The sequence below is a fragment of the Enterobacter sp. HK169 genome (genome assembly GCF_001719105.1).
Taxonomy (GTDB): Bacteria; Pseudomonadota; Gammaproteobacteria; order Enterobacterales; family Enterobacteriaceae; genus Enterobacter; species Enterobacter asburiae_B.
On record NZ_CP017087.1, the window covers coordinates 262,978 to 289,973 of the forward strand.

Sequence of the window (26,996 nt, forward strand, 5' to 3'; positions counted from 1 at the left end):
TCACAAATAAAGTAAAAAACCAAATATCATAATTTGTCTGTCAATTTAGACAATTGTTAGCGCGCAAACCGTTGCTAATACTTGAGCCTTACTGCGCATTTCCCTTAAGAAGATGCGCAACTGGTTGAAATACGTTTTAACCTGATAAAAAGGCAAATAACAATGACTCTCTCCTCTGTATTGCGTACCAAAGATAAAATAGGTTATGGCTTAGGCGATATGGCCAGCGCGCTGGTCTGGCAAACGGCAACCTTATTTCTCGCTTATTTTTATACAGACGTATTTGGGCTGCCCGCCGCGATTATGGGCACCATGTTTTTAGTGGTGCGCGTGGTCGATGCGTTTGTCGACCCGTGCATTGGCGCACTGGTTGACCGCACCCGGACGCGTCACGGACGTTTCCGTCCCTGGCTGCTGTGGTTTGCTATCCCGTTTGGCGTGAGCTGCCTCATTACCTTCTATGTGCCGGACGTTGGGCCGACGGCAAAAATCGTTTACGCCTGCGTGACCTACGCGATTTTAAGCCTGATTTACTCCGCGATTAACGTGCCTTACTGCGCCATGCCCGGCGCGCTGACGCTGGACCCGCGCGAGCGTCATTCTCTGCAGTCGTGGCGCTTTGGCCTGTCGTTTATCGGCGGGCTGATCGTGACGGTTATTGCCCTGCCGCTGGTCTCACTGTTAGGCCAGGGCAACGTGCAGAAAGGCTATTTCTATGCCATGAGCCTGATGGGTCTGCTGGGAATTGTGCTGTTCTTCTGCTGTTTCCTGATGACCCGCGAGCGTTATTCTCCGCGCAATGATACCTCCGGCTCCATGCTCACCGATTTAAAACTGCTGGCCGGGAACAGCCAGTGGCGGATTGTGTTTCTGTTTAATATTTTGCTGTTAACGGCGGTGGTGACGCGCGGTTCCGCCACCATGTATTACGTGAACTATGTGCTGCTGCGCCCGGATCTGGTTTTTGCCTTTATTGTTTCCGGCATGGTGGCCTCCTTAAGCGGCGCATTATTATCTGAACGGCTGCTGGGAAAATTTGACCGCGTGCGCGCCTACCAGTGGACGATTATCTCCTTCGTTATCTTCGGCGCGCTGATTTTCTTCCTGCCTCCTTCACAGGTGTGGCTAATCTTTGGCCTTAACATCGTCTTTAGCTTTATTCAAAACCTCACCACGCCGCTGCAGTGGACCATGTTCTCCGATGTGGTCGACTACGAAGAGCACCGCAGCGGTCGTCGTCTGGACGGGCTGGTCTTCTCCACCGCGCTGTTTGCCATCAAGTTTGGCCTGGCGCTGGGTGGGGCGGTCGTCGGCTGGGTGCTTGGCATGGTGGATTACGCCCCGGGCCAGGCAACCCAGGCGCCAGGCGTTCTCTCGACCATCAACGCGCTGTTCACCCTTATCCCTTGCGCGCTGTTCCTCTGCATGGTCGCGCTGCTTGCTATCTACAAACTCAACAGCCGGCTGGTGGATTCCATCGCCAGGGAGCTGGCCAGCAAGCGTGAAGTCAGACCCGAAGCGGGGCAGCTTCGCCCGGCAACCCCTTCCGCACTACAGGAGTAAAACATGACGACTATCTATAAGGACGCGGGACGTCCCGTGCACGAGCGCGTCGCCGATTTACTGGCGCGCATGACCCCGGAAGAGAAGTTCGCCCAGATGCACGCGTACTGGCTGATCCTCGATGAAAACGGTAACCACCGCGAGCGCAGCGATCTGAGTGACGAATTCGCCGGCGTGAGCGAGCAGGCTGCGCTCAGCGAACGGCTGAAGCTCGGCGTCGGGCAGATCACGCGGCCGCTGGGCACCCACATCGTTGACGCGAAGACCGGCGTGCGCGCGGCGAACCGCCTGCAGCGCATTATGATGGAAGAGACGCGGCTCGGCATCCCGGCGCTGTTCCATGAAGAGTGTCTGGTGGGGCTGCTGTGCAAAGATGCTACTCTGTTCCCGTCGTCATTGAACTACGGTTCGACCTGGGATCCGGAGCTGGTGCAGCGGGCGGCAGAGCAGATTGGCAAAGAGGCGCGCTCCGTCGGCTGCCAGCAGGGGCTGGCACCGGTGCTGGACGTATCCCGCGACGTGCGCTGGGGGCGAACGGAAGAGACCTTCGGGGAGGATCCCTGGCTGGTGGGCGTAATGGCGACCGCCTACGTGAAGGGCTTACAGGGCGATAAGCGCGATCTGCTGGCGACGCTCAAGCATTACGTGGGGCATTCGTTCAGCGAAGGAGCGCGCAACCATGCGCCGGTCCACCTGGGGTTCAGCGAGCTGAACGACACCTTCCTGCTGCCGTTCGAAATGGCGGTCAAGCTGGCAAACGCCGGTTCGGTGATGCCCGCGTACCACGATATTGATAACCAGCCGGGGCACAGCGACAGCTTCCTGTTGACCACCGTCCTGCGAGAGCAGTGGGGGTTCGACGGGATTATTGTCGCGGACTACGGCGGCGTAAGCCTGCTGCACCAGCACCATGGGATTTCCCACGATGCGGCCGAATCTGCTGCGCTGGCGTTCAACGCCGGGCTGGACGTTGAGCTGCCGAAAGACGACTGCGCGCGGCATCTGGCGGAAGCGGTAGAGCGCGGGCTGATCTCTATGGCGAAGGTCGACGAGATCGTGGCGCGTACGCTGACGGAAAAATTCCGCCTTGGCCTGTTTGAAAAGCCGTACGCGGATGAAAACGGTATCGATCTGCAAAACGATATGACCCGCCAGGCCGCGCGGGAGGTGGCGACGAAATCGATCACGCTGCTGGAAAACAACGGCATTTTACCGCTCGGGGGCAAACCCCGCGTGGCGGTAGTGGGGCCGACGGCAGACGATCCGCTGGCATTACTCAGCGGCTACAGCTTCCCGGTGCATTTGATCATCAGCGATATGGTGGAAGAGACCTCGCAGGTCACGACCCCGCGCGCGGCGCTGGAGCAGTATCTCGGTGCATCGAACGTCCGCTATGCCAAAGGGTGCCACATCATCGAAAAACGGATGGCGGGCGCGCCGGTCTTCCCTGGCGACAGCGGCGGCAAACCGATGCAGCAGTCGCCGGTTTCACTAAGTACCGCCCCGATCCCCGAGGCCGTGAACGCCGCGCAGGAGAGTGACGTGGTGGTGGCCTGCGTGGGCGATCTCGCCGGGCTGTTCCAGAGCGGTACCGTGGGGGAAGGTTCCGATACCGATTCCCTGAACCTGCCGGGCGTGCAGCAACAGCTGCTGGAAGCGCTGGTCGCCACCGGTAAACCGGTGATTGTGGTGATGACCGGGGGGCGTCCATACAACCTGCAGGGTCTGGAAGATAAGGTCGCGGCGCTGATGATGGCCTGGGCGCCGGGGCAGGAAGGGGGCTGGGCGATTGCGGACGTGTTAACCGGGCGTGCGGAGCCGCAGGGTCGTCTGGTGGTGAGCGTACCGAAAAGCGCCGGTGCGATGCCGTATTACTACAATCACAAGCTCAAAAGCGGCGGCACGCCGTTTGCGTTCCATTTCGGCTCACGTTACCCGTTTGGCTTCGGCCTCGGCTGGACGACGTTTAGCTGGGGCGCTGTCCGCGTCGCCGAAAGCAGCGTACCGGTCGACGGTGAGGTGAGGCTGAGCGTGGATATCACCAATACCGGAGAGCGCAGCGGCAGCGAGGTGGTGCAGGTTTACGTCAGGGATAAGGTCGCCACGCAGGTGCGGCCGCTTCAGGAGCTGAAGGCCTTCCAGCGCGTCACGCTCTCGCCGGGAGAAACCGCCACGCTCACCTTCACGCTGCCGGTTGAGATGTTCAACTTCACCCGTCGCGACGGAAAACGCATCGTCGAGCCGGGCGAGTTTGAGCTGCAGGTTGGCGCATCGTCGGCGGATATCCGCGAGACGGTGATGGTCAATGCGACAGGGGAAACGCGGGTGTTGCCGGCTGAGTGGCGGATGCTCAGTACCTGTGAGGTTCAACGCGCGTAGTCAGAATAAAAAAAAGCCCATCGTGGGAGATGGGCAAAGACTACACACAGCAATTCGTTGTTTCACTCAGGGGATTTCCATGCTTATAAATCAAGGTGTTGATTTATAACCGTGTGCTAATAGTAGGCATTGTGTTATTTAGCGTCGATCGGATTCGTCTCAATAGTTAAAGAGACGTAAAGAATTCTTGAGGTTATTAGCAGACTTACTGCTGAAAAGGCGGGTCTGACCAGTGAGCAACGAATAAATACTTTAGCAGTGTTTAAGTATCATGCGGGAAAGTGTAGGCCGGGTGAGCGTTAACGCCACCCGGCAGCATACCTTAATGCGTGTTCTTCTCTTCCAGCTCTTCCAGTTCGCTCAAAATCACGTCCGGGTCAGTTCCCGGCGGCGGAATTTCATGCACCCAGGCAGAGAACAGACGCCAGGTGACGGCGAGCAGCACCGGGCCGATGAACAGGCCAATCATGCCAAAGGCAATCAATCCGCCAATGACCCCGGAGAGGATCAGGATCAGCGGCAGGTCTGCGCCCATGCGGATGAGGATCGGACGAATCACGTTATCCATGGTGCCGACCACGCAGCTCCAGACCAGCAGCACCGTTCCCCACGTGGTATCGCCCGTCCAGTAGAGCCAGATAATGCTGGGAACCAGCACCAGCAGAGGTCCCAGTTGCGCAAGACAGGTCATCAGCATGACCACGGTGAACACGGTGGCGTACGGTACGCCGGAAATCGCCAGACCGATCCCGCCCAGCACCGCCTGCACCAGCGCGGTGACCACCACGCCCAGCGCAACCGCGCGCACGGCCTGCGCGGCCAGCAGCACCGCCGCGTCACCGCGTTTGCCCGCCAGGCGGGTGGCAAAGTGACGAACGCCTAAAGCCACCTGCTCGCCGCGCCAGTAGAGCAGGGCGCTGAAGAGCAGCATCAGGGTACAGTGCATCATAAAGCGGCCGATATGCGCCGCTTGCCCGACAAACCAGGTGGTGGTGGTGCCAATATACGGGCGGACTTTTGCCATCAGCGCGCTGCCGCCCATCTCCAGCAGGCTATGCCAGCCGCTGTAGAGTTTGGCGCCCACCAGCGGAATGCTGTTCAGCCAGGCGAGATCCGGCAGCGTCAGGTCGCCGCTACTAATGGCGCGAATAACCGGGCCACTGGAATCCACCAGGCTATTTACCAGCAGGGCAATCGGAATGATAAACAGCAGGAACAGCAGGAGCGTCATGACCAGCACGGCGAGCCCGCGGCGGCCAAACAGCAGCTTCTGCAAGCGCAGCAGCAAAGGCCACGTGGCCACGACAACGGTCGCAGCCCACGCAAAGCCGAGAATAAAGGGTTGAACAATCCACAGACACGCAATAATCATGAGGGCCAGAAACAGCACCGACAGCAAAATTTGCGCAACATCCCTGGGCTGGCGAACATTGACCATAAATGAAACTTTCCTTAAAAGAACGCCAGTACGACTGGCGGGAACGGAAAACCGCGTCTCTTTAATCATTAATGATCTCAGCGGTTTTTAACAGGCGAATTCTGCCTGTAATTCAGCAGAGATTATAAGAAAAAAATGTGATAAAACTTTTAAGATACACGCAAACGATTTCATACAACTCTAATTAGGGTCGACAGTCATGATCCCACAGATTTCTCAGGCACCTGGCGTCGTTCAGCTGGTGCTTAATTTTTTGCAGGCACTGGAGCAACAGGGTTTTACAGGTGATACCGCCACGAACTATGCCGACAGGCTGACGATGGCGACCGATAACAGTATCTACCAGCTTCTTCCCGATGCCGTGGTTTTCCCCCGTTCAACGGCCGACGTCGCGCTTATCGCCCGGCTGGCCACGCAGGAGCGGTTTGCCTCGCTGGTCTTCACGCCGCGCGGCGGCGGCACCGGAACCAACGGTCAGGCGCTGAACCAGGGCATCATTGTTGATATGTCGCGCTATATGAACCGCATCATTGAGATCAACCCGGAAGAGGGGTGGGTGCGGGTCGAAGCGGGCGTCATCAAAGATCAGCTTAATCAGTATCTCAAGCCTTACGGTTACTTTTTTGCCCCCGAGCTTTCCACCAGCAACCGCGCGACCCTTGGCGGGATGATTAACACGGATGCCTCCGGGCAGGGCTCGCTGGTCTACGGTAAAACCTCCGATCACGTGCTGGGCGTGCGTGCGGTGCTGCTGGGCGGCGATATTCTCGATACCCAGCCGATGCCGGTCGAACTGGCGGAAACGCTGGGCAAAGACAACACCGCCAGCGGGCGCATCTATCGCACCGTGCTGGAACGCTGCCGCGACAACCGCCAGCTTATTCTCGATAAATTCCCCAAGCTGAACCGCTTCCTGACCGGTTACGATCTGCGTCACGTCTTTAACGATGACCTGACCCAGTTTGATTTAACCCGCGTGCTGACCGGCTCCGAAGGAACGCTGGCGTTTATTACCGAAGCGCGGCTGGATATCACCCGGTTGCCGAAAGTGCGCCGTCTGGTGAACGTCAAATATGACTCCTTCGACTCCGCGCTGCGCAATGCGCCGTTTATGGTGCAAGCGCAGGCGCTGTCGGTGGAAACCGTCGACTCTAAGGTGCTCAATCTTGCCCGGGAAGATATTGTCTGGCACTCCGTAAGCGACCTCATTACCGACGTGCCGGACAAAGAGATGCTCGGTCTCAACATTGTGGAATTTGCCGGCGATGATGCGGAGCTGATTGAGAGCCAGGTGACCACGCTCTGCCAGCGTCTGGACGAGCTGATTGCGCAGGGTGAAGGCGGCGTGATCGGCTGGCAGCTCTGTAACGATCTGGCCGGGATTGAGCGTATCTATGCGATGCGTAAAAAAGCCGTGGGCCTGCTCGGCAATGCGAAAGGGGCGGCGAAGCCCATTCCCTTTGCCGAAGATACCTGCGTGCCGCCCGAGCATCTGGCGGATTACATCGTGGAGTTTCGCGCCTTGCTGGACAGCCACGGCCTGAGCTATGGCATGTTCGGCCACGTCGACGCCGGGGTACTGCACGTGCGTCCGGCGCTGGACATGTGCGACCCGCAGCAGGAGATCCTGATGAAGCAGATCTCCGACGACGTGGTGGCCTTAACCGCCAAATACGGCGGTCTGCTGTGGGGGGAGCACGGGAAAGGGTTCCGCGCGGAGTACAGCCCGGCATTCTTCGGCGAACAGCTCTACGCGGAATTGCGTAAGGTGAAAGCGGCTTTCGACCCGCATAACCGCCTCAACCCGGGTAAAATCTGCCCGCCTGAGGGTGTTGATGCCCCGATGCTGCAGGTGGATGCCGTCAAGCGCGGCACGTACGACAGGCAGATCCCGATTGCGGTGCGCTCGTCCTGGCGCGGCGCGATGGAGTGCAACGGCAATGGCCTGTGCTTTAACTTTGATGTGAAAAGCCCGATGTGCCCGTCGATGAAAATCACCAGCAACCGTATTCACTCGCCGAAAGGGCGGGCGACGCTGGTGCGCGAGTGGCTGCGTTTGCTGGCCGACCGCGGGGTGGATCCGCTCAAGCTGGAGCAGGAGCTGCCGGAAAAACGGGCCAGCCTGCGCTCGCTGATTGAGCGCACCCGCAACAGCTGGCATGCCAACAAGGGCGAGTATGATTTCTCCCATGAGGTGAAAGAGGCGATGTCCGGCTGTCTGGCCTGTAAAGCCTGCTCCACCCAGTGCCCGATTAAAATCGACGTGCCGGAATTCCGCTCGCGTTTCCTGCAGCTTTACCACACCCGATACCTCCGCCCGGTGCGCGACCATCTGGTGGCGACGGTGGAAAGCTACGCGCCGCTGATGGCGCGTGCGCCAAAGACCTTCAACTTCTTTATCAACCAGCCGCTGGTGCGCAAGCTCTCCGAAAAACACATCGGCATGGTCGATCTGCCGCTGCTGTCGGTCCCGTCTCTGCAGCGCCAGCTCGTCGGTCACCGTTCGGCGAACATGACTCTGGAACAGCTGGAGGCGCTCGCTCCGGAGCAAAAAGCCAGTATGGTGCTGGTGGTGCAGGATCCGTTCACTAGCTACTACGATGCGCAGGTCGTGGCCGATTTTGTCCGTCTGGCGGAGAAAGTGGGCTACCAGCCGGTTGTGCTGCCGTTCTCTCCCAACGGCAAGGCGCAGCACATTAAAGGTTTCCTGAACCGATTTGCGAAGACCGCGCAGAAAACGTCTGACTTCTTAAACCGCGTGGCGCAACTCGGGATACCGATGGTCGGCGTCGATCCGGCGCTGGTGCTTTGCTATCGCGATGAATACAAGCAGACGCTGGGCGATAAGCGCGGCGATTTCAACGTCATGCTGGTGCACGAGTGGCTTCCGGTGGCGCTGGCAGATAAAGCCGTTCAGGACGTCAGCGGTGAACCGTGGTATCTGTTCGGCCACTGCACGGAAGTGACCGCGCTGCCGGGTGCCCCCGCGCAGTGGGCGTCCGTTTTTGCCCGCTTCGGTGCGAAGCTGGAGAGCGTCAACGTAGGCTGCTGCGGGATGGCCGGAACCTACGGACACGAAGTGAAAAACCACGCCAACTCGCTCGGCATCTATGAGCTGTCCTGGCATCAGGCGATGCAGCGTTTGCCGCGAAACCGCTGTCTGGCGACGGGCTACTCCTGCCGCAGCCAGGTAAAACGGGTAGAAGGTAACGGTGTGCGTCACCCATTGCAGGCTTTACTGGAGATAATTGGATGATCTGGAAACGTGCCGTGACGCTGCAGGCGCTGAACGCCATGGGCGAGGGGAATATGGTGGGGCTGCTGGATATCCAGTTCATCCGCATTGGCGACGATGAAATTGAGGCCACCATGCCCGTCGATAGTCGCACCCACCAGCCGTTTGGTTTATTGCACGGCGGGGCCTCCGTCGTGCTGGCCGAAACGCTGGGCTCGGTGGCGGGGTATCTCTGTACCGACGGGGAGCAGAAGGTTGTTGGACTTGAGGTGAATGCTAACCACATTCGCTCGGTGCGCAGCGGGCGCGTGCGCGGTGTTTGCCGCGCGCTGCACGCCGGAAGCCGCCATCAGGTGTGGCAGATAGATATTCTCGATGAGCAGGATCGCCTGTGCTGCTCGTCGCGGCTGACCACGGCGGTTGTGTAAAGTTTTCAGATGTTTTGCCTTTGGTCAAAAACTAGCCAGTCTGTTGTGATATACTGGTCAGGTTTTGTACATAAGCGAGGACATCATGGATACTGAAATAACCCCAACACAGCTGGCAATTGAATATTTACGTCGCGATAAGAGCAACCTGTCTCCGGCGCAGTACCTGAAAAAGCTGAAACAGCTTGAGCTGGAATTTACAGATTTGCTGGCGCTCTCTTCGAATGAACTGAAAGAAGAGATCTATTTTGCCTGGCGGTTGGGCGTTCACGTCCATTGAGTACATGAGAATAAAAGGGCCGCGAGTGCGGCCTTTTTTGTGTCTGAAATTCAGTATCGGGCGGCGGTGACGCCACCCGATATTTTCCTCAGACATTGACGGCGTTGATCAGCCGCGACTTCATGGACTGATACGCCGACGCCGCAAAATCCTCCGCCCAGCGCTGGTCCTCAATCGCCTCCAGCTGCACCGCGCAATACTTCGTTTCCGGCGTTTTTGAGATGGGATCGAGATTATCCTGGGTTAGCTCGTTGCAGGCGCCAATCCACCACTGATAGGTCATGTAGACCGCCCCGGCGTTGATACGCTCGCTAATGCTGGCGCGGGTAATCACTTTGCCGCGACGCGAACGCACCCAGACCAGCTGGCCCTCCTTGATGCCCAGCTTTTCCGCATCGGCAGGGTTCATTTGCACCCGGCCCGGTTCATCGGCCAGGCTTTGCAGCGCGGCGCAGTTCCCGGTCATCGAGCGGCAGGAGTAGTGCCCCACTTCACGGACCGTACACAGCACCAGCGGGAAATCCGCGTCCGGAGTTTCCGCCGGCGCGCGCCACGGGGCGGCAAAGAGCTGCCCTTTACCGGTTGGGGTGTCGAACTGATTGTCTTTGTACAGGTACGGCGTTCCCGGATGATCCAGCGTCGGGCACGGCCACTGCACGTGGCCCATCTCGCCCATTTTTTCATACGTCACGCCGTAGAAGAGAGGGCACAGCTCGCGCATCTCGTCCCAGATCTGCTGGTTGGAGTCATAATGCATCGGGTAGCCCATCTCGGTGGCGAGCAGGCTGATAATCTCCCAGTCGCGCTTCACGTTGCCGCTGGCCTCAATGGCTTTGCCAAAACGCTGGAATCCGCGATCGGCACAGGTAAAGACGCCGCCGTGTTCACCCCAGGAGGTGGCAGGAAGCAGAACGTCCGCCACTTCTGCCGTTTTGGTCATAAAGATGTCCTGAACCACCACAAAGTCGAGCGCCTCAAAACCGCTGCGAACGAGACCGAGATCGGCTTCGGTCTGAAGCGGATCTTCCCCCATGATGTAGTAGGCCTTGACCTTGCCTTCCAGCGCCAGATGAGGCACCTCGGTAATGCGCGTCCCGACCCGATCGTCCATTTTATTGGCGTCAATTCCCCAGGCATCGGCAAACTTCTGCCTGACCGCCGGATCGGTCACATCCTGATAGCCGGGGAACATATTTGGCAGAACGCCCATATCGCAGGCGCCCTGAACGTTGTTTTGCCCGCGCACGGGACCGACGCCGACGGCAGGGCGCCCGAGGTTGCCGGTCAGCAGCGCCAGGCTGGAAAGCCCTTTGACCACATCCACGGCCTGACCAAACTGGGTCACGCCCATCCCCCACATCACGGTGGCGGAAGGGGCCGCCGCGAAGGTGCGCATCGCCTGGCGAACGTCGCGGGCGGGAATGCCGGTAAGATGCTCAACCTTCTCCGGCGCATAGTCTTTCACCGTCTGGCGATAGGCCTCAAGCCCCTCGGTAAAGCGCGCCACGTAGCTTTTGTCGTAGAGCTCCTCTTCCAGCAGCACGTAGCCAAAGGCGTTTACCAGCGCCATGTTGCTGCCGTTTTTCAGCTGCAGATGCTGGTCGGCGATGCGCGCCGTTTCAATGCGCCGCGGATCGCAGACGATAATTTTTGCGCCGTTTTCCCGCGCTTTCAGCACGCGTCGGGCGACGATAGGGTGGGAGTCCGCGCAGTTATAGCCAAACACCAGCAGGCATTTTGAGTTTTCAATATCGTTGATTGAGTTGCTCATCGCCCCGTTGCCGAGCGTTTCCTGTAAACCGGCCACGGAAGGGCCGTGACAAACGCGCGCGCAGCAGTCCACGTTGTTGGTGTTAAGCACCGCGCGGGCAAATTTTTGCATCACATAGTTTGTTTCATTGCCGGTTCCGCGAGAGGATCCTGTGGTCATGATCGACCGCGGCCCGTGCTGCGCTTTAATGCTGCTGAGTTTGTGCGCGGTGTAGCGGATAGCCTCTTCCCAGGTAACGGGAGTGAATGCCTCGCCTTTATGGTAGCGGATCATCGGCTGGGTCAGGCGCGGGGTGAGCAGACGGGTATCGTTGAGGAAGTCCCAGCCGTAAAAGCCTTTCAGACACAGGGTGCCCTGGTTTGTGACGCCTTCTGCGGCTTCGGCACGGATGATACGGTTATTTTCAACGACAAGGTTTAATTTACAGCCTGCACCGCAGTAGGGGCAGACGCTGGCGATCTTTTTCATCAATAACAGACCTGTTAAGAAATGAAGCAAAGTTGACTGGAAAACCCAGTCCCGTAAGCAGAGGTAAGCAGGAACCGTGCCAGGTTGGCTTTGCTGATTTAACAGGGTGTTAAGCGGGAAAGACGCGTGTCATCGTCAGAACATTCGTCAGTTTTGACGATGACACGAAAGCAGGATGAGTAGCCGTGAAATTACAGGTCGTCCATGGTGTAGCCTACGACAATTTCCAGCGTCTTGCGAATTACATCCGCCTGGACAACATCGTGGGTCGCTTCCAGCGTCTGAATGAGCCAGAGGATTATCGCTTTGTTGGACAGATGGCCTTCGGAGGCCAGAACACAGCGTACTGCAGTAGAAAAAATAGCGGACTCTTCAGCAAAACGATCGCCTGCATGACGGAAATATTCCGCCAGCGCACTGTCTAAAAAAGCAGAGTGGTATTCGGGTTGAAGCTGAATATTTTGTCTCATTTGTTCTCACCGTAGCTGTTAAATTGCAGTCAATGTATTTTTTTGGGGTCGGACGGTTTTCCACTTCCAAATAAAGGCACTACATTGTCTCTGTTATCGTTGAGAGGTCCCTCTCTGTTCGTTCGTCCTTGCGCGGTTCTGCGACGTTTAAAGGCGATGCTGTTTGAGCCGATCTCGGCAATCACCACCGCAAGTGTCTCCCGCCGCCGGGGATCCTTTTCATGTTCTTTCATGACCCGCAGACGCTGCAGCAATCCTTCGGTTGTTACTGGCCCCCGCTCTTTCAGAAGAGAGAGAACGGCTTCACCGATAAGCGTGTCGATCAGTCGGTCTGCGTCACTGCTATTCATCACGTTACCGTTCGAAGAGCAGACCAAGCAGCATGTGGTAGTGCTCTTCCTCTTCCGGACCATCGGCCCTTTCGAGGCGGCTGAGCAGTTTGGTACAGAGCGATTTGCGATTCAGGTTTCGCCCGTCGCTGAGGATTTCGACAACCACCTGGCCCAGCGTCTCCTGCTGAGTAGGAAGCGCCGCCTTTTCGAAGTACTGTGCGATCGCTGCTGCGGAATCTGTGGCGTAACCTTTCTGCTGCATGTTTCGCTCCTGTAAAATTTTGTAATCACTAACGTTACAATTAAGGTATACACAATTCTTAAATCTGTACACTTAAAATGTACAGATTTTTAATATTTTTATGATATATTTTATAAATTGCTTTATTTTCAGGTGGTTAATTAGTTGGTATGAACCGGTAATATTACAGGATATATTGTACAAAAAGGTCTGACACTGGTAAGTTGTACAGCGCAGAAAAATGTTTCATTAACTGCCGTAAATGATTGAGATGTAAATTATTTGTCAGGCAATGAATGTGCTATAAATGATACTTATCCACCTTTTTGTGGCCAAAACCCTAACCCCAGGAATCGCATGCTCACAACCATCATTTACCGCAGCCATATCTGCGAGGACGTTCCAGTGAAAGCGCTGGAAGCCATGGTCGCTGCAGCAAATAGTAAAAACCGGCAATCCAATGTCACGGGGATCCTGCTGTTTAACGGCACACATTTTTTTCAGCTGCTTGAAGGGCCAGTGGAACACGTCTCTGCTATCTATGAGCAGATCTGCAGCGACCCGCGCCACCATAACGTGGTGGAGCTGATGCGCGATCATGGACCTGTCCGGCGTTTTGGCAACGTGGGCATGGAGCTTTTTGATTTGCGCCACTTCGACAGGGAAGAAGTGCTGCAGCAGGTGCTCAACAGGGGGACGACACGCTATCAGCTGACGTATAATGACCGCCCGCTGCAGTTTTTCCGCACCTTTGTCGAGGCCACGGAAAAAGCGAACTATTTTGAATTGCCGCCTGCGGATTCCTGGGAGTTCGTTCGCGAAGAAACGCGCCTGTCCGCGCAGCCCGAAGTGGTCGCGAAAGGGGCGGATTGCAGCTTTGCGTTCCAGCCGATAGTCGATCCGTTTATGCAGCAGGTCGTCTCCTGGGAGGCGCTTCTCCGCACGCCTGACGGCGGCGCACCGGGAGATTACTTTGCTAATCTGCCGCGTGACGAGGTGTACGCCTCTGATTTACACAGCAAGCAGGTGGCGCTCTCCATGGCCAGCGCGCTGGGGCTACAGGATCAGACGTTATCCCTCAACCTGCGGCCCATGACGCTGGTCAACATTCCCAACGCCGTGGATTTCCTGCTCACCGCGATTGAAGCAAATGGGTTTGTACCCGAGCAAATTGTGGTGGAGTTCACCGAGAGCGAAGCCATTTCCCGTTTTGATGAATTCACGGATTCGGTCAGGCAGTTAAAAAGCGCGGGTATCAGCGTGACGATCGATCACTTTGGCGCCGGTTTTGCCGGGCTGCAGCTGCTGGCGCAGTTCCAGCCGGACAGAATTAAGATTAATCGCGATCTGGTCGCGAACGTGCATAAAAGTGGCCCCCGACAGGCCATTATTCAGGCGATTATTAAATGCTGCTCCTCGCTTGAGATCCAGTTCTGCGCGGTAGGAGTAGAGAAGGCTGAAGAGTGGATGTGGCTGGAATCCGCCGGGATTTCCCAGTTCCAGGGACATCTTTTTGCCAGCCCGCGACACGGCGGTATTCCCGCGATTGCGTGGCCGGAGAAAAAGTTCGACTTCTGATAAAGCTGTACACATTACGGCAGAGTTAACTGTACGAATGGTAATTTTTATACAACAATGTATTAACAGGTGAAGGGAGGAGTAGCCCATTCACCTGAGCAAAATGCGGTCTTAGTTATACAAATGGTGTGTACAATCTGATAAGGTTGGTGCAGTTAGGTATGGAAGTTCTGAGCGTGAGGGAGTTAATGGCCTATTACAGTATCGGCGAAGTGGCCGAACGATGCGGTATCAACCCCGTTACGCTGCGTGCCTGGCAGCGCCGTTATGGATTGTTGAAGCCGCAGCGCAGCGAAGGGGGTCATCGTCAGTTTGACGATGAAGATATCCTCCGCATAGAAGAGATCAAGCGCCTGATGAAAAGCGGCGTCTCGGTCGGAAAAGTCAAAGCCTTGCTGGAAAACAAAGAAGTATTGACTCAGGGCAACTGGGTCTCGTTCCAGGAAGAGATGATGACCGTTCTGCGTTACGCCAGCCCGGCAAAGCTGCGCGCCAAAATGGGCGAATTCCGCCGCGATCACGCGATAGATGCGCTGATTGACAATATTATTTCTCCCGTTCGTCAGCGCATGAATCAGGATCAAAACACCGTGCGCCACATGGCGAGCCTGTTTGACGGCGTCCTGATCGAATTCGCGATTGCAAGCCTGGCGGAATCCCGCAAAAAAGCTGGTAAAGACGCCCTCCTGATTGGCTGGGAATGCGATGACCGCACCCACCTGTGGCTGGAAGCCGCGCGCTTATCGCAGAAGGGATGGCACATTGACGTCCTGGCGGAACCTATTGATTCGCCGCGTCCTGAACTGTTCCCTGGGCAAAAAATCTTCGTCTGGACGGGGAAATCCCCAACGCCTCGCCAGCAGGAACAGCTCGACCACTGGCGTGAACAGGGGTTTGCTGTCTCATTTCATCACTGATTAACAGAGGCCTTGAGGGCCTTTTTTTGTTTTTGTCATTTTCTGAGCAAAAGCTATCTCAAAAATAGGCATTTCCGATGCATATTTTACTTTTCTCTTCCCTGTCATAAATGCCGCGACGAAATGCATTATTAATCAATGCATTGAACAAATACATCCATCCTGACTGCATCCTCTCACAGGGTCTATGCTTAATAAAAGTAGGCAAAAAGGGCGGTTTAGCCGAATGCCCCTGCTGACAGAGGGTTGAAGTGATAATCGTTATCACTAACATGGTGTTATGCCCTGATGGCTTATCAGATGAGGTGGACCTATGGAACTGCATTCAGAAACCTTTAATCCTGCCGATTTTGCCTGGCGCGGCTTAACGCTCACGCCAGCGGCGGCGGCACATATTCACGATCTGGTGGCGAAAAAGCCCGAGATCCTTGGCGTGCGTTTAGGCGTCAAACAGACCGGCTGCGCGGGTTTCGGCTACGTGCTCGATACCGTCACCGAACCCGAGAAAGATGACCTGGTGTTCGAGACTGACGGCGCGAAGCTGTACGTCGCGCTGCAGGCCATGCCGTTTATTGACGGCACCGAAGTGGACTACGTCCGCGAAGGCTTAAACCAGTTATTCAAATTTCATAACCCGAAAGCCCAGAACGAATGCGGCTGCGGCGAAAGCTTTGGGGTATAGGCGGTACTATGTCTCGTAATACTGAAGCAACGAGTGAAGTAAATACCTGGGGCGGTGGGCACCTCAACTATAAAGAGGGGTTCTTCACCCAGCTGCAGACCGATGAGCTGGCGAAAGGCATCAACGAAGATGTCGTGCGGGCGATCTCGGCGAAACGCAACGAGCCCGAGTGGATGCTGGAGTTCCGCCTGAGCGCCTTCCGCGCCTGGCTGGAGATGGAAGAACCGCACTGGCTGAAAGCGCACTACGACAAGCTGAACTATCAGGATTACAGCTACTATTCTGCGCCCTCCTGCGGCAGCTGTGACGATACCTGCGCCTCGCAGCCCGGCGCGGTGCAGCAAACCGGTGCGGAGAACAGTTTCCTCAGCAAAGAGGTGGAAGAAGCCTTTAACCAGCTTGGCGTGCCCGTGCGTGAGGGGAAAGAGGTGGCGGTGGACGCCATTTTCGACTCCGTCTCGGTGGCGACCACCTACCGCGAGAAGCTGGCAGAGCAGGGGATCATTTTCTGCTCCTTCGGCGAAGCGATTCACGATCATCCGGAACTGGTGAAAAAATACATTGGGACCGTGGTGCCTTCTAACGACAACTTCTTTGCGGCGCTCAACGCGGCGGTAGCCTCTGACGGCACCTTTATCTATGTGCCGAAAGGCGTGCGCTGCCCGATGGAGCTGTCCACCTATTTCCGTATCAACGCCGAAAAAACCGGCCAGTTCGAACGCACGATTCTGGTTGCGGATGAAGGCAGCTACGTCAGCTATATCGAAGGGTGCTCCGCCCCGGTTCGCGACAGCTACCAGCTGCACGCGGCGGTGGTGGAGGTCATCATCCACAAAGATGCCGAGGTGAAATACTCCACGGTGCAAAACTGGTTCCCGGGCGACGGCAATACCGGCGGTATCCTGAACTTCGTCACCAAGCGCGCGCTGTGCGAAGGCGAAAACAGCAAGATGTCGTGGACCCAGTCTGAAACCGGCTCTGCCATCACCTGGAAATACCCGAGCTGCATTCTGCGCGGGGATAACTCCATCGGCGAGTTTTACTCGGTGGCGCTGACCAGCGGCCATCAGCAGGCCGATACCGGCACCAAGATGATCCACATCGGTAAAAACACCAAATCAACCATCATCTCGAAAGGGATCTCTGCCGGGCATAGCCAGAACAGCTATCGCGGGCTGGTGAAAATCATGCCGACGGCCACCAATGCGCGAAACTTTACCCAGTGTGACTCGATGCTGATTGGCGCAGACTGCGGGGCGCATACCTTCCCGTACGTCGAGTGCCGTAACAACACGGCCCAGCTTGAGCACGAGGCGACGACGTCGCGGATTGGGGAAGATCAGCTTTTCTACTGCCTGCAGCGCGGGATCAGTGAAGAAGACGCCATCTCGATGATCGTTAACGGCTTCTGTAAGGACGTGTTCTCTGAACTGCCGCTGGAATTTGCCGTTGAAGCCCAGAAACTCCTCGCCATTAGTCTTGAACACAGCGTCGGTTAAGGAAAGCACATGTTAAGCATTAAAGATTTACAGGTTAGCGTAGAAGACAAAGCCATCCTGCGTGGCCTCAATTTTGACGTCAGGCCGGGCGAAGTTCACGCCATCATGGGGCCGAACGGCTCCGGAAAAAGTACGCTGTCTGCGACGCTGGCGGGGCGCGAAGATTATGAGGTAACCCACGGCTCGGTGGAGTTTAACGGCAAAGATCTGCTTGAGATGTCGCCCGAAGACCGCGCGGGAGAGGGCATCTTCATGGCTTTCCAGTACCCGGTCGAAATTCCGGGCGTCAGCAACCAGTTCTTCCTGCAGACGGCGCTGAATGCGGTGCGCAAGTATCGCGGCCTGGAGGCGCTGGATCGCTTTGACTTCCAGGACCTGATGGAAGAGAAGATCAAGCTGCTGAAGATGCCGGAAGATCTGCTGACCCGTTCGGTGAACGTTGGCTTTTCCGGCGGCGAGAAAAAGCGTAACGACATTCTGCAGATGGCGGTGCTGGAGCCCGAGCTGTGCATTCTGGATGAGACCGACTCCGGTCTGGATATCGACGCCCTGAAGATTGTCGCTGACGGCGTGAATTCCCTGCGCGACGGCAAGCGTTCGTTCATTATCGTCACCCACTACCAGCGCATTCTGGACTACATCAAGCCGGATTACGTCCACGTGCTTTACCAGGGGCGTATTGTGAAATCCGGTGATTTCACGCTGGTTAAACAACTGGAGGAGCAGGGCTATGGCTGGCTTACCGAACAGCAGTAATGCGCTCCAGCAGTGGCACCGGCTGTTTGAAGCCCAGGGCGGCACGCGCTCTGAGCAGGCGCAGCAGCATCTGCAGCAGATGCTGCGTCTCGGCCTGCCGACGCGTAAGCATGAGAACTGGAAATACACCCCGCTTGATGGCCTGCTGAACGCCGATTTTGTGACCCGTCTGGCGGATCTCACCCCGGCGCAGCGTGACGCGCTGGCCGTAAACGTGGATGCCGTGCGCCTGGTGTTTGTCGACGGTGAGTTCCGTCCGGAGCTGAGCGACGCCCTTCAGGGGAGCGGATTTGAGATTGAGATAAACGACGATCGCCAGCCCCTGAGCGCCCCGGTTCAGCCTGAGGTTTTCCTCCACCTGACCGAGAGCCTGGCCCGCAGCGTGACGCATATCTCCGTGAAGCGTAACCAGCGTCCGGCAAAACCGCTGCTGCTGATGCACATCACCCAGGGGCTGGACGGCGACGAAATCAACACCGCGCACTATCGCCACCATCTTGAGCTGGCGGAGGGGGCGGAGGCCACGGTAATCGAACATTACGTCAGCCTCAACGAGACGCGCCACTTTACCGGATCGCGTCTGACGATGAACGTAGCCGCCAATGCCCAGCTTCACCACGTCAAGCTGGCGTTTGAGAACCCGCAGAGCCACCACTTTGCCCATAACGACATTGTGCTGGGTCCGGATGCCGCATCGTACAGCCATAGCTTCCTGCTCGGCGGGTCGGTGCTGCGCCACAACACCAGCACGCAGCTTAACGGTGAAAACACCACGCTGCGCATCAACAGCCTGGCGATGCCGGTTAAATCTGAAGTGTGCGACACGCGCACCTGGCTGGAGCACAACAAAGGTTACTGCAACAGCCGCCAGCTGCACAAAACTATCGTGAGTGATAAAGGGCGCGCGGTATTTAACGGACTGATTAACGTGGCGCAGCACGCCATTAAAACGGACGGGCAGATGACCAACAACAATCTGCTGTTAGGTCGCCTGGCGGAAGTGGACACCAAACCGCAGCTGGAGATCTACGCCGACGACGTGAAGTGCAGCCACGGTGCGACGGTCGGGCGCATCGACGACGAGCAGATGTTCTACCTGCGTTCCCGCGGTATCGACCAGCAGGCGGCGCAGAAAATGATTATCTATGCGTTTGCCGCCGAACTGACGGAAGCGCTGAACGATGGTCAGTTGAAACAGCAGGTGCTGGCGCGTATCGGTCAGCGTCTGCCTGGAGGCGAAGCATGAGTTTTCCCGTCGAGAAAGTACGGGCAGATTTTCCGGTTCTGACCCGTGAAGTAAACGGTCTTCCTCTGGCCTATCTGGACAGCGCGGCCAGCGCGCAGAAGCCTAACCCGGTCGTGGATGCGGAAGCCGAGTTTTATCGCCACGGCTACGCCGCCGTGCATCGCGGTATTCATACCCTGAGCGCCGAGGCGACCCAGCGTATGGAAAACGTGCGCACGCAAATTGCCGCCTTCCTCAATGCAAAATCGCCTGAGGAGCTGGTCTTCGTGCGCGGAACCACCGAAGGGATCAACCTTGTCGCTAACAGCTGGGGCAACGCGCAGGTCCACGCGGGGGATAACATTATCATCACCCAGATGGAGCACCACGCCAATATCGTGCCGTGGCAGATGCTCTGTGAGCGCGTTGGCGCGCAGCTGCGGGTCATTCCGCTTAACCTTGACGGGACGCTGCAGCTCGAGCAGCTCGACGCACTGCTGGATGATAAAACGCGGCTGGTGGCGGTCACTCAGGTCTCTAACGTGCTCGGGACTAAAAACCCGGTGGCAGAGATTGTCGAAAAAGCCCACCAGGCCGGCGCGAAGGTTCTGATTGACGGCGCTCAGGCGGTGATGCACCACGCGGTTGACGTTCAGGCGCTGGACTGTGATTTCTACGTCTTTTCAGGCCACAAGCTCTATGGGCCGACCGGGATTGGCGTACTGTACGTGAAAGAAGATATCCTGCAGGCGATGCCGCCGTGGGAAGGGGGCGGATCGATGATCGCCACCGTTAGCCTGACGGAAGGCACCACCTACGCGCGCGCACCGTGGCGTTTTGAGGCGGGTACGCCCAACACCGGCGGGATTATCGGGCTGGGGGCGGCGGTCTCCTACGTCTCCGCAATCGGCCTTGATAGCATTCAGGAGTACGAACAGCTGCTGATGCACTATGCGCTTGCCGAGCTTGCCAGCGTGCCGGATCTGACCCTCTACGGGCCTGCCGACCGGCAAGGGGTGATTGCGTTCAATCTCGGGCAACATCACGCCTATGACGTGGGCAGTTTCCTCGATAACTACGGCGTGGCGGTCCGTACCGGGCACCACTGCGCCATGCCGCTGATGGCGTTTTACCAGGTGCCGGCAATGTGCCGCGCGTCGCTGGTGATGTACAACACAACGGAAGAGGTCGACAGGCTGGTGGCGGGGCTTAAGCGCATTCACCAGCTGCTGGGCTAACGGAGAGGCGAAAGATGGCAGAACTGCCGGACAGAGACAAATTGCTGCGCAACTTTGGGCGTTGCGCAAACTGGGAAGAGAAGTACCTGTATATCATCGAGCTGGGACAGCGTCTGCCGCCGCTCGGTGAAGAGGCGCATAACCCGGAAAATATTATTCAGGGCTGTCAGAGCCAGGTGTGGATTGTGATGGAGCAGTCTGACGACGGCACGATAGCACTACACGGCGATAGCGATGCGGCCATTGTAAAAGGGCTTATTGCGGTCGTCTTTATTCTTTACCACCGGATGTCGGCGCAGGATATTGTCGCGTTCGATGTCCGCCCGTGGTTTGAAAAAATGGCCCTCACACAACACCTCACCCCGTCTCGTTCCCAGGGACTGGAAGCGATGATTCGCGCGATCCGCGCCAAAGCTGCAATCCTTAGCTAGACTTACAGAACAGCATTCATTCTGTTTCGCGAGGTGGTTCCCGCCTCGCTGGTTTTTCAGCTTTCTGGCGTCCTGCCAGTGAATAAGGAATCTCAGCATGAAGCGCGCGTCTCTCATAACTCTATTACTCCTCAGTTCGCTCGGCGCACTTAATTCGGCCCGCGCGATGGACTATCCGTTGCCGCCCGCAGGCAGTCGCCTGATTGGGCAAAATCAAACCTACACGATACAGGAAGGGGATAATAAGCTGCAGACCATCGCCCGCCGGTTTAATACCGCGGCGCAGGTGATTCTGGAAACGAACAATACCATTGCGCCAGTCAACCCGGCGCCGGGAACCGTCATTACCATCCCGTCGCAGATGCTGCTGCCGAACACGCCGCGCGAGGGGATTGTGGTGAACCTCGCTGAGCTGCGGCTCTACTACTTCCCGCCGGGAGAAAACATCGTTCAGGTCTTCCCGCTCGGCATCGGACAGCTGGGGCTGGAAACACCGGTCACGACCACGCGCGTAAGCCAGAAAATCCCGAATCCCACCTGGACACCCACGCCGGGCATCAGAGCACGCTCTCTGGAGCAGGGAATTAAATTACCGCCGGTGGTACCTGCCGGGCCAAATAACCCGCTGGGACGCTTTGCACTGCGTTTAGGCGTGGGTAACGGGGAGTATCTCATCCACGGCACCAGCGCGCCGGACAGCGTTGGCCTGCGCGTCAGCTCCGGCTGTATGCGGATGAACGCCCCGGACATTAAAGCTCTGTTCGAACAGGTGCGGGTTGGCACGCGGGTACAGATTATCAATGAACCCGTGAAGTTCTCCGTGGAGCCGGATGGCAAACGCTATATTGAAGTCCATCGCCCGCTGGCGCAGGCTGAGGGAGAAAACCCGCAGGTCTCGCCCATTACCCATTCCGCAGACTTTGCGACCTTTGTTTCTCAGGCGGGAAGCGATAAGGCTCTGATTGAGAAAGCTCTGTCACGCCGCGCCGGGATCCCGGTTATCGTGTCGTCAGGGAGCGGCCCGTCGGCCAGCAATAGCGTGTTGTCGGTGCAGAACAGTCGGGTGTCCGCTGCGGTAGCGGAAGATGAAGGGGAGAAGGTGACGCAGTAGCCGTTTGACGCAGGCAAAAAAAATGGCGCACAATGTGCGCCATTTTATTAACAGGTACTATTACTTACGGTATTTAGTAGCCTGGTTGTCCAGACGCTGGTTAGCGCGAGCTGCGTCGTCTTTAGCAGCCTGAACGTCGGAACGGATTGCGTTCACGTCGTTGCTCAGCTGGTCAACTTTAGCGTTCAGAGTCTGAACGTCAGAAGACAGCTGATCGATTTTAGCGTTGCTGGAGCAACCAGCCAGCAGAGTAGAACCCAGGATTACCGCGCCCAGTACCAGTTTAGTACGATTCATTATTAATACCCTCTAGATTGAGTTAATCTCCATGTAGCGTTACAAGTATTACACAAAGTTTTTTGGGTTGAGAATATTTTTTTGATGGGAATACACCTATTTTTGATCGTTCGCTCAAAGAAGCATCGAATCGGCCCTTTTTGAGCAAAAATCTAAGTAAAAAAAGGCATTTATCATCGGATTCATCTTAGATAATTCGCAATTAAATAGAAAAACCCGATTTGCAATTTGAATGACTTTAGCTAATGCCAGGAATAAAAAAAGCGCCCGGAGGGCGCTTTTTATCAAAATTAATTCGTTCGGGAATTATTACAGCACGTGAACAGATGCGGTATTGGTGGTTCCGCTTGGCACCAGCGCGCCAGAAACCATGACCACAACGTCACCTTTCTGTGCCAGACCACGATCAACCAGCTCCAGAGCCACTTCTTTACCCAGACGGTAGAAATCATCCGTAGACGCGATCTCTTTCACCAGGTGAGGGATCACGCCTTTGCTCAGCACCAGCTGACGAGCCGTGGTTTCGTTGGTGGTCAGCGCCAGGATAGTCGCATCCGGGAAGTATTTACGCACCGCGCGAGCAGATTTACCGCCCTGGGTCGCAACCACGATCAGCGGTGCTTCCAGCTTCTCAGCCGTTTCTACTGCACCACGGCATACCGCTTCGGTGATGCGCAGCTTGCGGCTGTCGTTGTTGTAGTCCAGACGGCTTTTCATTACGCGGTCGGTACGTTCGCAGATTGTGGCCATGATGGACACTGCTTCCAGCGGATATTTACCTTTTGCGGATTCGCCGGACAGCATAACGGCATCAGTACCGTCGAGGATGGCGTTAGCCACGTCGCCTGCTTCTGCGCGGGTAGGGCGTGGGTTTTTGATCATGGAGTCCAGCATCTGCGTTGCGGTGATAACCACTTTGCGCGCGCGAACACATTTCTCGATCATCATCTTCTGCGCGAAGATCACTTCTTCAACCGGGATTTCTACGCCCAGGTCGCCACGTGCAACCATGATGCCGTCAGACGCTTCAAGGATTTCGTCGAAGTTGTTCAGGCCTTCCTGGTTTTCAATTTTGGAGATGATCTGGATCTTCTCGCCGCCGTGGGCTTTCAGGTGCTCACGAATTTCAACCACGTCTGAACGCTTACGGATGAAGGAGGCCGCAACAAAGTCAACGCCTTGTTCGCAACCGAAGATCAGGTCCTGTTTGTCTTTTTCAGCCAGTGCTGGCAGTGCGATAGAGACGCCCGGCAGGTTAACGCCTTTGTTTTCGCCCAGGTCGCCGTTGTTCAGCACCTTACAGATAACCTTGTTGCCTTCGATCGCGGTGACTTCCATACCGATCAGACCATCGTCTACCAGCACGGTGTTACCGACGGACAGGTCGTTGGTGAAGCCTTCGTAGGTCACTGCAACGATTTCGCTGTTGCCAACAACGGATTTGTCGGTGGTGAAGGTGAAGGTCTGGCCCGCTTTCAGAGAGACGTCGTTACCGCCTTCCAGTTTGATGGTGCGGATTTCTGGACCTTTGGTATCCAGCAGGATCGCAGCTTTTTTACCGGTCTTGCTCATTACGTTGCGCAAGTTCTGGATACGCTGACCGTGTTCTGCGTAATCACCGTGGGAGAAGTTCAGACGCATCACGTTCATGCCGGCGTCCAGCATTTTGGTCAGCATCTCTTCAGATTCGGTTTTCGGGCCGATAGTACAAACAATTTTCGTCTTTTTCATGACAGTCTTAGTCTTTAAGTTGGGAAGGATATGGAAATCTCGCTCCGGGGGCGCACCGCCGCGGAGTCAAACCTGTGTTGCAAAAGAGTATATGACACGCACTAAGGATAGGAGACATCAAATGAGCGTGCAGAAGAAAGTGTGCCTGAGTGACAGCCCAACGAAGGAGAGGAGAAGTTGTACGTTGTTTTTTGTATTCCAAGCGCTGAAACCATTCACCAGGGATTAGGCGCGCATTATACGCTGATTTTAAGATAAAAGGAAAATGGAAACGGTGTTTCAGAAATAATCTGTGCAGTTTCACATAATATTGTTATCAAGGCGTTAAGCCATGATGACAACTTATGGCGGCAGGTGATTGACCTGCCGCGTTTTGCTTATTTTTGCAGCGCCTGGCTGAGATCGGCAATCAGGTCTTTCGGATCTTCAATCCCGACTGACAGACGGATCAGCTGCGGCACAATGCCGTTTGCCAGGCGTTGCTCCAGCGGAATCGAGGCGTGGGTCATGCTGTAAGGCTGGCTCACCAGACTTTCCACACCGCCGAGGCTTTCCGCGAGGGTGAACAGCTTCAGGTGGCGAATCACCTCGGTGGCGCGTTGCGCATCGCCTTTTACCACCACGGAAATCATCCCGCCGGGCAGGGCCATCTGCGTACGGGCAAGTTGATATTGCGGATGCGATTCCAGGCCGGGATAGAACACCTTTTCGACCAGAGGGTGCTGATCCAGCCATTGCGCAATCGCCAGCGCGTTGGTGCTGTGCTTTTCTACCCTCAAAGCAAGCGTGCGAATACCGCGCAGCGTCAGGAAGCTGCTGAACGGATCCAGTACGCCGCCTACCGCGTTTTGCAGATAGCCCAGCTTATCCGCCAGTTCCCTGTTGTCCCCGACAATCGCCAGCCCGGCCACCACGTCAGAGTGGCCGTTCAGGTATTTGGTGGCGGAGTGCACCACGATATCGAAACCTGACTCCAGCGGACGGTGGATCACCGGTGACGCGAAGGTGTTATCCGCCACGCTGATGACGTTATGACGGCGGGCGATCGCCGCAATGGCCGCCAGATCCGCCAGCTTCAGCAGCGGGTTGGTTGGCGTTTCGACCCACACCATGCGGGTATCCGGGCGGATGGCGGCCTCGAGACCGGCCAGGTCGTCCGGTTTAACCCAGCTGACCTGCAGGCCGGTGCTGCGCTTGCGCACGTTTTCAATCAGGCGGTACGTCCCGCCGTAAACGTCATCAATGGCGACAATATGGCTGTCTTTATCCAGCAGTTCGAGCACCGTGGAGATGGCCGCCAGACCGGAGGCGAAGGCGTAGCCGCGCGTGCCGCCTTCCAGTTCGGCGATGGCGGTTTCCAGCGCATGGCGGGTAGGATTGCCGCTGCGGGAATACTCATAGCCGGTATGCTCGCCGGGTGACGGTTGCGCAAACGTTGAGGTGGCGTATATCGGCGGCATGACGGCGCCGTGCTGGTCGTTGAACTCGCCGCTGTGTACGCTCAGGGTAGCCAGGTTTTTCATCATCGATTCCTTTATTGCTGAAGACGGTTGCGCCAGGCGGTCAGAACGTCGCTGCGCGTAATCAGACCGAGAAAACGGTCGTTGTCATTAATCACGGCCACCAGACCGCGGTCGAAGATGGCGTTAAGGGCGCTTTCCGGGGCGTGTTTATCAAGAAACTCCACCTGACGCGTCATGGCTGCCGTCACCGGAAGCGCGAAGCGGTCGCCGTCGCCGCCGATGTGCCGCAGGAGATCCCACTCGTCGATAATGCCCACCACCTTGCCGTTCTCCAGCACCGGCAGCTGGGAGATGTCATACAGGCGCATGCGTGCCAGTACGGTGGAAAGCGTGTCGTCCGGGGCGGCGGTAACGGTGGCGCCTTCATCGTGGCGCAGGGCGATATAGTCGGAGAGATCGCCGGCCTGAGGGCGCGTGATGAGCCCTTGCTGACGCATCCAGTCATCGTTGAACATCTTCGAGAGATACTTATTGCCGCTGTCGCAGGCGAAGGTCACCACGCGTTTCGGCGCGGTCTGCGCCTGGCAATACTTCAGCGCGGCCGCCAGCAGCGTGCCGCTGGAGGAGCCCGCCAGAATGCCTTCCGTTTTCAGCAGATCGCGCGCGGTGGTGAAGGCCTCGCGGTCGGTGATGCGCCAGGCGCGATTCACCCCTTCAATGTGGGCCAGCGGCGGAATAAAGTCTTCGCCAATCCCCTCAACCAGCCAGGAGCCCGCGTCGTGATAGCGTCCAGTTTCCACCTGGTCGGCCAGAACCGATCCTGCCGGGTCTGCCAGGACAAACTCCGTGTGCGGAGAGTGCTCGGCGAACCACGCCTGCAGGCCGCCCAGCGTACCGCCTGAGCCGACGCCCACCACGATGGCGTCGATCCGCCCGTCAAGCTGCTCGTACAGTTCCGGTGCCGTGGTGGTGCGGTGCGCCAGCGGGTTGGCCTCATTATTGAACTGGTCGATGTAAAACGCGCCGGGCAGCTCGTTGGCCAGGCGCTGGGCGTAATCCTGGTAATAGGCGGGGTGGCCCTTGTTAACGTCGGAGCGGGTCAGCACCACCTGGGCACCCAGCGCGCGCAGGTGGAAAATCTTCTCGCGGCTCATTTTGTCCGGCACCACCAGGATCAGCGAGTAGCCTTTCTGGGCGGCAATCAGTGCCAGGCCGAGACCGGTATTCCCCGCCGTCGCCTCAATAATCGTGCCGCCCGGCTGCAGCTGGCCGGTACGCTCCGCTTCGTTAATCATCGACAGCGCAACGCGATCCTTAATAGAGCCGCCCGGATTCTGGTTTTCCAGCTTCAGGAACAGCGAGCAGGGACCGGTATCAAGCTTGTGCAGCTGGATAAGCGGGGTACGGCCAATCAGTTCGGTGACGGAGTGGTAAATCGTCATGATGTTTTCCTTTCTGGATGT

At 56.9% G+C, this 26,996-nt stretch carries 24 protein-coding genes and 1 other RNA gene; 14 read left to right on the forward strand and 11 right to left on the reverse strand.

The genetic code is table 11. The features are described 5' to 3' along the window. Positions 1-162 precede the first annotated feature (162 nt). Positions 163-1,563, forward strand: coding sequence for an MFS transporter (locus EnteroDNA1_RS01365; RefSeq protein ID WP_033145293.1), 1,401 nt, complete (start codon positions 163-165; stop codon positions 1,561-1,563). Positions 1,564-1,566: 3 nt separating this feature from the next. Continuing rightward, complete coding sequence (locus tag EnteroDNA1_RS01370) at positions 1,567-3,942, forward strand: glycoside hydrolase family 3 N-terminal domain-containing protein (RefSeq protein ID WP_069302690.1); 2,376 nt, start codon at positions 1,567-1,569, stop codon at positions 3,940-3,942. Positions 3,943-3,947: 5 nt separating this feature from the next. Here the strand turns inward: EnteroDNA1_RS01370 and rprA are convergent. Both rprA and ydiK read right to left on the reverse strand, forming a co-directional pair. Continuing rightward, an RNA gene (rprA, locus tag EnteroDNA1_RS01375) (antisense sRNA RprA) lies at positions 3,948-4,055 on the reverse strand. Between the two features lie 209 nt (positions 4,056-4,264). Beyond that, entirely contained in the window at positions 4,265-5,380 is a 1,116-nt protein-coding gene (ydiK, locus tag EnteroDNA1_RS01380; RefSeq protein WP_064672334.1) for an AI-2E family transporter YdiK, read from the reverse strand. Positions 5,381-5,579: 199 nt separating this feature from the next. Here ydiK and ydiJ point away from each other — a divergent pair, with 199 nt between their 5' ends. From ydiJ to EnteroDNA1_RS01395, 3 genes are all read left to right on the forward strand, one after another. Continuing rightward, the gene (gene ydiJ, locus EnteroDNA1_RS01385; protein ID WP_064672335.1) at positions 5,580-8,636 is read left to right on the forward strand and encodes a D-2-hydroxyglutarate dehydrogenase YdiJ; all 3,057 of its coding nucleotides are present in this window, start codon (positions 5,580-5,582) and stop codon (positions 8,634-8,636) included. Further along, positions 8,633-9,043: a 1,4-dihydroxy-2-naphthoyl-CoA hydrolase gene (gene menI, locus EnteroDNA1_RS01390; RefSeq protein WP_048979481.1), complete on the forward strand. Its 411-nt coding sequence runs from the start codon at positions 8,633-8,635 to the stop codon at positions 9,041-9,043. Before ydiJ ends, menI begins: the two co-directional genes overlap by 4 nt. Positions 9,044-9,128: 85 nt before the next feature. Then, complete coding sequence (locus EnteroDNA1_RS01395; RefSeq protein ID WP_003857766.1) at positions 9,129-9,323, forward strand: YdiH family protein; 195 nt, start codon at positions 9,129-9,131, stop codon at positions 9,321-9,323. Positions 9,324-9,411: 88 nt separating this feature from the next. On the opposite strand, the gene fdhF is transcribed toward EnteroDNA1_RS01395, so the two are convergent. From fdhF to ycgZ, 4 genes are all read right to left on the reverse strand, one after another. Then, positions 9,412-11,562 carry a formate dehydrogenase subunit alpha gene (gene fdhF, locus EnteroDNA1_RS01400; protein ID WP_069302691.1) on the reverse strand — a complete coding sequence of 717 codons (2,151 nt, stop codon included), beginning with the start codon at positions 11,560-11,562 and terminating at the stop codon, positions 9,412-9,414. Positions 11,563-11,753: 191 nt separating this feature from the next. Further along, entirely contained in the window at positions 11,754-12,032 is a 279-nt protein-coding gene (locus tag EnteroDNA1_RS01405; RefSeq protein ID WP_048977426.1) for a biofilm/acid-resistance regulator YmgB/AriR, read from the reverse strand. Between the two features lie 29 nt (positions 12,033-12,061). After that, the gene (locus EnteroDNA1_RS01410) at positions 12,062-12,382 is read right to left on the reverse strand and encodes a hypothetical protein (RefSeq protein ID WP_029739770.1); all 321 of its coding nucleotides are present in this window, start codon (positions 12,380-12,382) and stop codon (positions 12,062-12,064) included. Between the two features lie 4 nt (positions 12,383-12,386). Then, the gene (ycgZ, locus tag EnteroDNA1_RS01415) at positions 12,387-12,626 is read right to left on the reverse strand and encodes a regulatory protein YcgZ (RefSeq protein WP_029739771.1); all 240 of its coding nucleotides are present in this window, start codon (positions 12,624-12,626) and stop codon (positions 12,387-12,389) included. A gap of 336 nt (positions 12,627-12,962) precedes the next feature. Here ycgZ and EnteroDNA1_RS01420 point away from each other — a divergent pair, with 336 nt between their 5' ends. From EnteroDNA1_RS01420 to ldtE, 9 genes are all read left to right on the forward strand, one after another. Continuing rightward, positions 12,963-14,183, forward strand: coding sequence for a diguanylate phosphodiesterase (locus EnteroDNA1_RS01420; RefSeq protein ID WP_064672337.1), 1,221 nt, complete (start codon positions 12,963-12,965; stop codon positions 14,181-14,183). Positions 14,184-14,371: 188 nt separating this feature from the next. After that, on the forward strand, positions 14,372-15,100 hold the full coding sequence (locus EnteroDNA1_RS01425; protein WP_033145300.1) for a MerR family transcriptional regulator: 729 nt from the start codon (positions 14,372-14,374) through the stop codon (positions 15,098-15,100). Between the two features lie 313 nt (positions 15,101-15,413). Continuing rightward, positions 15,414-15,782 carry a Fe-S cluster assembly scaffold SufA gene (gene sufA / locus EnteroDNA1_RS01430; protein ID WP_033145301.1) on the forward strand — a complete coding sequence of 123 codons (369 nt, stop codon included), beginning with the start codon at positions 15,414-15,416 and terminating at the stop codon, positions 15,780-15,782. Positions 15,783-15,790: 8 nt separating this feature from the next. Further along, the gene (gene sufB / locus EnteroDNA1_RS01435) at positions 15,791-17,281 is read left to right on the forward strand and encodes a Fe-S cluster assembly protein SufB (protein WP_023335409.1); all 1,491 of its coding nucleotides are present in this window, start codon (positions 15,791-15,793) and stop codon (positions 17,279-17,281) included. Between the two features lie 9 nt (positions 17,282-17,290). Further along, the gene (gene sufC, locus EnteroDNA1_RS01440; RefSeq protein WP_033145303.1) at positions 17,291-18,037 is read left to right on the forward strand and encodes a Fe-S cluster assembly ATPase SufC; all 747 of its coding nucleotides are present in this window, start codon (positions 17,291-17,293) and stop codon (positions 18,035-18,037) included. After that, on the forward strand, positions 18,012-19,283 hold the full coding sequence (gene sufD, locus EnteroDNA1_RS01445; RefSeq protein WP_069302692.1) for a Fe-S cluster assembly protein SufD: 1,272 nt from the start codon (positions 18,012-18,014) through the stop codon (positions 19,281-19,283). The genes sufC and sufD overlap by 26 nt, the downstream gene beginning before the upstream one ends. Further along, the gene (sufS, locus tag EnteroDNA1_RS01450; RefSeq protein WP_069302693.1) at positions 19,280-20,500 is read left to right on the forward strand and encodes a cysteine desulfurase SufS; all 1,221 of its coding nucleotides are present in this window, start codon (positions 19,280-19,282) and stop codon (positions 20,498-20,500) included. The genes sufD and sufS overlap by 4 nt, the downstream gene beginning before the upstream one ends. A 14-nt stretch (positions 20,501-20,514) precedes the next feature. Beyond that, positions 20,515-20,931 carry a cysteine desulfuration protein SufE gene (gene sufE, locus EnteroDNA1_RS01455; RefSeq protein WP_028012869.1) on the forward strand — a complete coding sequence of 139 codons (417 nt, stop codon included), beginning with the start codon at positions 20,515-20,517 and terminating at the stop codon, positions 20,929-20,931. A gap of 97 nt (positions 20,932-21,028) precedes the next feature. After that, a complete protein-coding gene (ldtE, locus tag EnteroDNA1_RS01460; RefSeq protein ID WP_069302694.1) occupies positions 21,029-22,042 on the forward strand; it encodes a L,D-transpeptidase LdtE in 1,014 nt (337 codons plus the stop codon). 60 nt (positions 22,043-22,102) lie between these two features. On the opposite strand, the gene lpp is transcribed toward ldtE, so the two are convergent. The 5 genes from lpp to EnteroDNA1_RS01480 form a co-directional block, all read right to left on the reverse strand. After that, on the reverse strand, positions 22,103-22,339 hold the full coding sequence (gene lpp / locus EnteroDNA1_RS01465; RefSeq protein WP_010430241.1) for a murein lipoprotein Lpp: 237 nt from the start codon (positions 22,337-22,339) through the stop codon (positions 22,103-22,105). 309 nt (positions 22,340-22,648) lie between these two features. After that, the gene (pykF, locus tag EnteroDNA1_RS01470) at positions 22,649-24,070 is read right to left on the reverse strand and encodes a pyruvate kinase PykF (protein ID WP_029739779.1); all 1,422 of its coding nucleotides are present in this window, start codon (positions 24,068-24,070) and stop codon (positions 22,649-22,651) included. 7 nt (positions 24,071-24,077) lie between these two features. Continuing rightward, positions 24,078-24,374, reverse strand: a complete 297-nt coding sequence (gene ynhH / locus EnteroDNA1_RS22655; protein ID WP_418921897.1) for a protein YnhH — start codon at positions 24,372-24,374, stop codon at positions 24,078-24,080. Positions 24,375-24,447: 73 nt separating this feature from the next. After that, positions 24,448-25,593, reverse strand: coding sequence for a trans-sulfuration enzyme family protein (locus tag EnteroDNA1_RS01475; protein WP_069302695.1), 1,146 nt, complete (start codon positions 25,591-25,593; stop codon positions 24,448-24,450). Between the two features lie 11 nt (positions 25,594-25,604). Further along, entirely contained in the window at positions 25,605-26,975 is a 1,371-nt protein-coding gene (locus EnteroDNA1_RS01480; protein WP_032657782.1) for a pyridoxal-phosphate dependent enzyme, read from the reverse strand. Between the last annotated feature and the right edge of the window lie 21 nt (positions 26,976-26,996).